General features: G+C 67.1%; 3 protein-coding genes and 2 pseudogenes. 4 read left to right on the top strand and 1 reads right to left on the bottom strand.

The features are described 5' to 3' along the window. On the top strand, positions 1-242 hold a 242-nt coding region (locus ABT300_RS38585; RefSeq protein WP_351686230.1), incomplete at its 5' end, for a transposase. A gap of 306 nt (positions 243-548) precedes the next feature. Then, positions 549-686, top strand: a pseudogene (locus ABT300_RS38580) (integrase core domain-containing protein); the annotation flags it as partial. Positions 687-1,382: 696 nt separating this feature from the next. On the opposite strand, the gene ABT300_RS38575 reads toward ABT300_RS38580, so the two are convergent. Then, the gene (locus ABT300_RS38575) at positions 1,383-2,264 is read right to left on the bottom strand and encodes a hypothetical protein (RefSeq protein ID WP_351686227.1); all 882 of its coding nucleotides are present in this window, start codon (positions 2,262-2,264) and stop codon (positions 1,383-1,385) included. Positions 2,265-2,677: 413 nt separating this feature from the next. Between ABT300_RS38575 and ABT300_RS38570 the strand changes: the two genes are divergently transcribed. Both ABT300_RS38570 and ABT300_RS38565 read left to right on the top strand, forming a co-directional pair. Further along, positions 2,678-6,379 (top strand): WD40 repeat domain-containing protein, encoded by a 3,702-nt coding sequence (locus ABT300_RS38570; protein ID WP_502978085.1) that lies wholly within the window; start codon positions 2,678-2,680, stop codon positions 6,377-6,379. Positions 6,380-6,897: 518 nt separating this feature from the next. Further along, positions 6,898-8,385: pseudogene (locus ABT300_RS38565) on the top strand (ISL3 family transposase); the annotation flags it as partial. Positions 8,386-8,416 lie beyond the last annotated feature (31 nt).

Genomic DNA, 8,416 nt, shown 5'->3' with positions numbered 1-8,416 from the left:
GCGCCTCGCTCGGTATCGACGTCGACGTCGTTCCACGGAACGAGCAGGTCAAAGGCTTTTCAGTGATCCCGCGGCGCTGGGTCGTGGAGCGGAGTATCGGGTGGATCATGATGCACCGTCACCTCGCCCGCGACTACGAGACCAAACCGGCGCACTCCGAGAGCATGATCCGCCTTGCGATGATCTCCAACCTCGCAAAACGAGCGACGGGCGAAACAGTCACAACCTGGCACAACCCATGAACTATCGCTTCTTCAAGCAGGACGTCCTCTCACGTCGAGTCGACGGCCGCCCGGCGACTTCATCGGTGACTGGCCCGTCAGCTCCATCATCCAACCCGCTGGTCGTCCCACAACACACCTCTCTGATCAGGAGTGTTGCTACGACTGACTGAATCCGGTCAGTACGTGTCGATCCGCTACAGCGAACGGCTGATGGACGTCGGCGCGGCCGCGTCGGTGGGCTCCGTCGCGGACTCGTACGACAACGCGATGCCGAGGCCCTCAACGGCACCTTCAAGGCCGAGCTGATCGAACTGGCGGGACGCTGACCAGGTCGAACGCGCCGTCGTGCGATGGGTCGGCTGGTACAACTCCGAGCGCCTGCACTCCGCACTCGACTGCCTCCCGCCCGAGGAGGTCGAGGCGGCCCACTACCGTTCGTTGGCCACCGCGAACGCCGCCTGAAACACACAATATCGGCCGCTACGAAGCTCGGGGCAGGTCAGGACTCATGCTCAGCCGAACGCCCCGAGCGGTGTTGGGCGTTGTGGTCGCCCGCGTTCCCTTCGCGTCCGGCGCGCGGGGCGTGTTTGTCGTCCGTGTATGCGGGGGAGCGGATGCTCAAGCTCCTGAGGCGGCGATAACGCGCCCAGATTGTTGACGGCTTGGGCTGACGGCGGGATGCGACCGGTTCGGCGGCCGTCCGGGGAGGCGGCGCCTTGAGGTCGGCCACGGCTTGTGTACGCCGCCGCGCCGCTGCTCTTTCCTGCAACGTTGGCGGCCCGGCCGATCTGCACCGGCCTCCTTGTCAACTGCGGTCATAAGCGGTGCTGCCTACTGCTGTGATGGACAGGATGCCTACTTGGGAATCCGGCGCCCTGCCAGTCCCGAACCCGGAACGGTTCATCGTCATACGAGGAGGGCAGTCTGCAAGCAAGCCACCGGAGGGGGTCGGCAGCCGCACCATGTTCGCAACCAGGAATTGGACCGCGGCCGTCATGACGAGGTGTGTAAAAGCCCCGCGGGCGCGTGTGATCTTCTCGGCGCGGCATACGAGTCAACCGTGGGCAAGCTGAGAATTGAGGCACCTGCTTCGTCGGGGCATCCATTCGGGATCGAGGTGGCCCCCGCGCGCCGGGGGCCACTCGTCCAGATCATGGGTCAGGGATGCTCGCCCCTGCATCGGTTGATCGCGCTGCAACCTCGGTTGTACTCATTCGCGGCGGTCGACACGATCAGGTCCGTGTTGTAGCCCCAGTGGGCGTTCGGATCACGAGCAGGGTCGTACTCGACTCGGGCCCTGACATGGCGCGGATTGGGGACAAAGCGATCGAAGGCGAATGTGGGCGCATAGCGAGGATTTATGCGCCCATTGAGTGTGGCCTGGGTTACGCGGTAGGTGCGTACGCCGACAATCGCGTAGTTCGGGATGTGCCGGACGTAGGCCCATTCGTCCTGGCTTCGATAGGTGTTGGCCGCGTCCGGACGTTCCGCGCGAAGCTGGTCGGCGACGTACAGCGCATTCCTCGCCCATGTCGGATCGATCACGTAGACGTGGCTGTGCGTGACGATCTCCCCGTGCAGGCAGCGCTCCATCAGGTAGGGGCCGAGCCCCGGAATCATGCTGTAGAACGCGTACCGGCCCGTCGAGCAGCCCGGTTGTCCCACCACGCGAGTCAGCGCGACCAGCCCCTGGCTCCGCGCGAAACTCTCCGCCACGGTCCGCGTTCCGGTTGTCGAGATGTAGTTGCTGTCCATATGGCGTTCCCCGCCATGGACATGGGCGACGAGGTCGTTGTTGTGCCCCCGTGCCGTGAAACCGTCTCGGAAGATCTCCTCCGGCGGGCGGGAGTCCCCCCTGTACAGGTCGCGAGGGAACGACCTCTGCGGATCGATGTCCGCATTGTGCAGACTGGGACACCACTGCCCGCCGGATCCGGAGGAGGAGCCTCCTGGGCAAGGGGGGCCGGCGGCCTCGGCGCTCGACATCAGGCCGAGCGGGCCGAGCAGGGCGGCGAGCAGCACCAGCATGAGTGTGGACACGACCGACGCGATCGTGAGCTTGCCCCGGCGGTGTGCCCTGGTTCTGCGGGCACCTGGGGGCGGCGATTGTTCGACGGCTCCCCGTTTGGGGACCGCCATGATGTCTGGGTGGGGCATCGCTCTGTTCTCCAGAGGTTGGCGTGCCGTGATCCGGCCTGGCTCGGCCGAGCCTGGCAACGAAAGAGTTGACCAGCATGTCCGATTCATCGGATTAATCAATTCCGGTCGGCATCGCCGGTGCTCGCGGTCTCTGGCTGTCATCAACGCCACACTCTGGGCGGAACCTGTTTACGCCGCGTCCGTGCGAAACATAGGTTTGCGCACCGAACATCTTTTTCCCCCGTCACGGGGACGAGAGTGGTGGTGGTCCTGTGGGGCGTCCCGAGCGGCCTGTGGACCCTGAGGCCGGTCCCGTGCAACGCCTGGCCCATGAGCTCCGTGAGCTGCGCAAGTCGGCGGGCAGCCCGTCTTACCGGACGATGGCCGGAGCGGCAGGGTTCTCAGCCGCGTCCTTGTCCAACGCGGCGGCAGGCAAGCGGCTTCCGTCGCTTGCCGTGGTCCAGGGGTTTGTACGAGTGTGCGGGGGCGACTGGGCGGAGTGGGAGCGGCGGTGGAAGGAAGCCGAAGCGGAGGAAGCGGGTGCTGTACGGGACGAGACTGAGGACGACTCGCCGCCATACCGGGGCCTCGCGCGATTCGAGCCGGACGACCGAGGACTGTTTTTCGGACGTGACCGGCTGGTGGAGGAACTGCGGGAACTCATCTGCGGGCACCGCTTCGCGGTGATGTTCGGGTCCTCAGGCAGTGGTAAGTCGTCGCTGCTGCGTGCCGGGCTGATCCCTCGCCTGCGGGAGCACATCGCGCTTCAAGGGCGTCCGGCCGTGGTCCGGGTGCTCACCCCCGGCGCCCAGCCCGCGACCAAGCACGGACATCTGCTGGACCCGGCCGAGGACGGGCCGGAGAGCTGGGTGCTGGTGGACCAGTTCGAGGAGGTCTTCACCCTGTGCCGGGACCCGGCGGAGCGCACCCGGTTCATTGACATGTTGCTGACTGCCCGGAACCCTGCCAGCCAGCAGCGGGTGGTCATCGCTGTACGGGCCGACTTCTATGCCCAGTGCGCCGAACACCGAGGCCTGGCGGATGCGCTGGCCCGCTGCACACTACTGGTTGGACCAATGTCGGCCGATGAGTTGCGGGAAGCAGTCGTACGCCCGGCTCAGGCCGTCGGCATCCTCGTCGAGCGGGAGCTGACCGCCCGGATCATCGAGGAAGTCAGGGACCAGCCAGGAGCACTGCCGATGCTTTCGCACGCCCTCCTGGAGACCTGGAAGCGCCGCCGCAGCCGGCTGCTGACCTTGGCGACGTACGAGGCGGCGGGAGGGGTTCACGGTGCCATCGCGGCGACTGCCGAGGAGGTGTACGGGCAGCTGTCCCCGGATCAGGCGATCACCGCCCGGCGTTTGCTGCTCCGGCTGATCGAACCGGGCCAGGGCACCGCTGACACTCGGCGCCCGCTTCCTCGGAGCGAACTGGACGAACACGTCGACCCCGGCATATGGCTGGTGGCGGAGCGGTTGGCCCGCGCCCGGCTTCTCACCAGCGACGAGGGGGGTGTGCAGCTTGCCCATGAGGCGCTGATCACCTGTTGGCCGCGGTTGCGTGGCTGGGTAGAGGAAGACCGTGAGCGGCTGCGCCACCACCGTCGGCTGACCGAGGCAGCGCGTGCCTGGCTGGAACATGACTGTGACCCTGGCTCGCTGTACCGAGGCGCCCGCTTGGCTCGCGCGGAGGAACTCTTCACCGACGGTAGCCGCAGCCGAGGGAACGGAGGACGAGCTGAACTGACCGCGACGGAAGAGGAGTTCCTCGCTGCCGCTCTTCGCGTGCGTGCGGCGGATCGCCGGGCCGCTTCCCGGACCACTCGCAGGGCACGTGTCCTTCTCTCCGCTCTCTCTGCTGTCCTGGCGGTGTCGCTGGTTGTCGGGCTGACCGCCTGGCAACAGCACAAGGACAACCAGCGCCAGCGCACAGACGCCGCTGCCCGGCGAATCGCGGATGTCGCCGACGCTCTGCGCACGACCGACCCTCGCTCCGCCATGCTGCTGGGCGTGGCCGCTTGGCGAGTCTCTCCGTTGCCTGAGACACGCATGGCCCTGCTTGGCTCCCTCGCTCAGCCAGAGCACGCCGTCTTCACCGATCCCGCCCCCGGCGAAGGGCCGACGCGTTTCCTCACCGACTCCGGCCGCACGCTGCTCAGCATCGACGGCCGTTCGTGGCGGACCTGGAACGTGGTCACGGGACGCCGCACCGGTTCTGGGCGGTTGCCGACTGGAGAGGTGCTCGCGGCAGGACCGGACACCCATTTCGTGGCCATCGCTAAGGACGATGGAATCCGACTGTGGGACAGGGGTGCCGGACGATGGATCGGAGACCCGCGTCCCCTCCCGCTCACCTCCCTCGCCGGTATCGGCCTCGGACGCCACGTCGTGAGCGAAAGCGACGACGGCCGCGTGAGGCTGCGATCCGTCCAGGACGGCAGGGTGCTGTTCGAGACCCGGGCGCCTGGTCTGGTGCCCCCCGCCGTGAGCACCGACGGCCGACTGCTGGCCATCTGCCCAGCCGGCGGAGCGCCGCAGCTCTGGAACACCGACAGCCGCAAGACCGTGCCCGGCGACTGGACACAGTTCCGGCGTCTGTGCAACGAGAAACGGACGGCCCTCGTGTTCGGTGGTACGCAGCTCGCCGCGCTCTCAGCCTCAGGAGTCCGCGTCTGGGACACTGCCTCGGGCCGCCAGGTCGCCGACATCGACGAACTCGAGGCGGAGGACGCCGCCTTCAGCCCGGACGGCACCTTCCTCGCCACTGCGGGCGGTGAGGAGATCAGAGTGTTTCGGCTGTCGGACTCCGCAGCGCCGGTGTTCCGGCACTCCCTCAACAACCAGCATCTGTATGAGCTCGCCTGGGACCCGGGGGATCACACCGTCCTGCGCTATCTAGAAGGCGGCACTGTCCACTGCCTCGACCTCGGACCAGCTGTTACGCCCGCGTGGCGCGGCCGTCCGCTGGATGCCGTACAGATCAGCCCAGACGGCCGAACCCTCGCCACGGCCGAACGCACCGGTAGCCGCTACCGCTTCGAGCTACGCGCCACGAACGACGGACATCTGATACGTGCCCTGCCCTCCCAGCCGGTGCCCACCCCCCGCGATTCCGCAGACCCGATCGCCGCACAGGACACTGTGGCCCTGCTCACCTTCAGCCCCGACGGCAGGACGCTCACGTACGGCGTCCCGCCACCGCCCGGCCATGAAGCGGCACCGCAGCGGTTTGTGGTCTGGGACCTCAACAGCGACCGCAAACGCGCAGCATTGGACCTGGCTGGTCCTCAGTCCGCTGGAACGGTGGTCTCCCTTGCCAGCAGCACCGGCGGGCGCACTTTGTACGTCGGTCGCATCGCAGCCATCGGCGAGGTGATCAACGAAGCATGGGACACCACCTCGGGCCGCAGAACGGCCCTTCTCGATGGTCTTACCAGCGTCCACCTGGCCGCCCACCCTGGCGGCCGCCTCCTCATCGGAGACAACCGTGTCGTCGGCATTCCTTCCGGGAGAGTCACCAGACAGGGCCTCGTCCAAGGCGAACAGGTTGGCGCGCTCGCTTTCACCGGCGACGGCTCTCATCTGGCAGTCGGCGACCAGACCGGCCGTGTCGCACTATGGGAGGGCACTCTGCACCACCGCTCGGGTGTCCTGCGGAACGTCTTTCCCGCCCCGCTTGGCGACACCCCGGAAGCGGTCAGCGCGCTCGCCATCAGCCCCGACCAACGGACGCTGGCCGTCGGAGGGGACGCAGGAACGCTCCAACTCTGGGACATCGTCACTCAGCAGCCGCTGGGCGGCCGGGTGACCACACCCGGCGAGGGCATTCACACACTCGCCTTCAGCGGCGACAGCGGCACACTGTACGTGGGTAGTGCCCATGTCCCGCTCCAGCGCTACACCATTGCTCCCGACAGGGCCGTCACACAGGTCTGCGCCCGTGCGCGCGGCGATCTGACCCGGACCGAGTGGAACGTGTACGTGCCGGACGCGCCGTACCGTCGGATCTGCGGCTAGAAGTCCGGCAGGGGCACGCTCATGTCGGCAGCCGACACATTTCCCTCCGGTGGTTGTCCGTACCGCCGTCGCGCGGCGTAGCAATCAAGCTGGCGTCACCCTGACCGAGGCGCAGATGCACCCCCGAAGAGTCTTCCTGCCTTCAGGGGCCATTCCGGGGACGGTGCTGCGACTGCAGTCCAATCCTTTCGGGCAGCTTGTGACGCATCCCAGAGGGCCCTCGTCTACGTGGGTTACTGAGCTCTTCGGAGTGTTGTCGGGGTGACGTGTGCTGATCCCTGCGGTAGGCCGGTGGTATGCGGTACGCGCAGGGTCGTGTGAGCGGCCAGTTGGTTTGGTTCTGATCCACTTCTTGTGGGGCGATGACGTAGCGTCACGAGCTGCTGGAAGGATGCCTGTTCGTGTGATTGCAGCGTGCTCTCGGTGGCCTTCCCTCATCTGGCGTCCGTGATGGTGGAACAGTTCCTGGTCGACGATGACGGGGTGGCGCTCACGGCGCGTACGGCGACCGGGAGGCTGCTTGCCCCGGGTACAGCACGCTGTCTGGCCGTGTCCACGGCGGGTATCGGCGACGGTTGGCCGACCTGGCGGTGGCTGGGCGGAAGGTCGTGATCGACCTGGCGGTGCGGAGGTTCCTGTGCCAGGCGGCGCCGTGCGCACGCCGTACGTTCGTCGAGCAGATAGAGGGGCTCACCGAGCGGTTCGCGCGCCGCACCCCCGCACTCCGTCGGACGTTGGAGCGGATGGCGCTGGCGCTCGCGGGGCGTCCGGCGGCCCGGCTGGCCGCGCACCTGTCGGTCCCCGTCAGTGCGAACTCGCTGATCAGGATGGTGCGCAGGCTCCCGGACAAGCAGTCCTCAGTCGCCCCGCGAGTGATGGGTGTAGATGATTTCGCGTTCAAGAAGGGCCACGTGTACGGCACGATCATCTTGGACGTGGAGACCGGTGAGCGTGTGGACGTGTTGCCCGACCGCACCTCGGAGACGCTCACCGCCTGGATGCGAGCCCATCCCGGGGCCGAGATCGTGTGCAGAGACCGAGCCAGCGCCTACGCCGAAGCCGTCCGCACCGTCTGCCCCGACGCCACGCAGGTCGCGGACAGGTACCACCTCTGGATGAATCTGTGCAAAGCAGTGGAGAAGTGCGTCGCCCAGCACCGCACGTGCCTCACCGCGCCCGCCGAGGACACGAGCACCGGTAACCCCGCCGCCGTGAAGGCCGGCCCGACCAACGTCGACGTACCAGAAGAGCCCGTGGAAGGGCTGCGCGTGATCAAGCGACGCGAGCGTCATGCCACGGTGCATGCCCTGTACGACAAGGGCGTGCAGATCGAGGTGATCGCCAAGACCCTCGGGCTCGACCGCAAGACCGTGCACCGCTACGCGCACGCCGCCACTCCCGAGGACGCATCCCTTGGCACCGGCTCCCGCCGCTACGGCCAGATCCACGCCTATTCGTCCTACCTGTACCGGCGATGGAACGAGGGCTGCACGGACGCGGCACGGCTTCACGCGGAGATCACCGGACTCGGTTACCTCGGCAGCAAGCGGACTGTCCGCCGTCACCTGGAACAAATCCGCGCCAGCGGCAAGCCCGCACCCGAGAAGCCCAAGGAGCTGACCGTCCGGAAAGCCACCTGGCTGATCACAGCGCACCCCGACAAGATCGACGAGAGTAACGCGCTCAGGCGCAAGCAACTCCGGGCCCGCTGCCCGGAGTTGGATTCTGTTGCTGACTGCGTGCGCGACTTCGCCCGGATGATGACCGAGCGCCGAGGCGGCGAACTCGACGACTGGCTCACCCGCGCCGAGAACACCGGGCTGAAGCCGCTACGGAGTCTGGCTCGTGGCCTGCGGCAGGACTTCGACGCCGTCACCGCCGGACTCACCCTGGAGTGGAGCTCGGGCAGGGTCGAGGGCAACGTCAACAGGGTGAAGCGGATTAAGAAGGCTTCCGCATACCGGTCGGTGGACGTGTTCAGTCGAACTGGGTTCTGGATCGGGTGATCGCGGCGGTGTCGGCGCATGAAGACAGAGT

The organism is Streptomyces sp. NPDC001027 (assembly GCF_040299045.1).
Taxonomy (GTDB): Bacteria; Actinomycetota; Actinomycetes; order Streptomycetales; family Streptomycetaceae; genus Streptomyces.
Note: the sequence above shows the minus strand (reverse complement) of the source record. Positions and strands in the feature narration are given on the sequence as shown.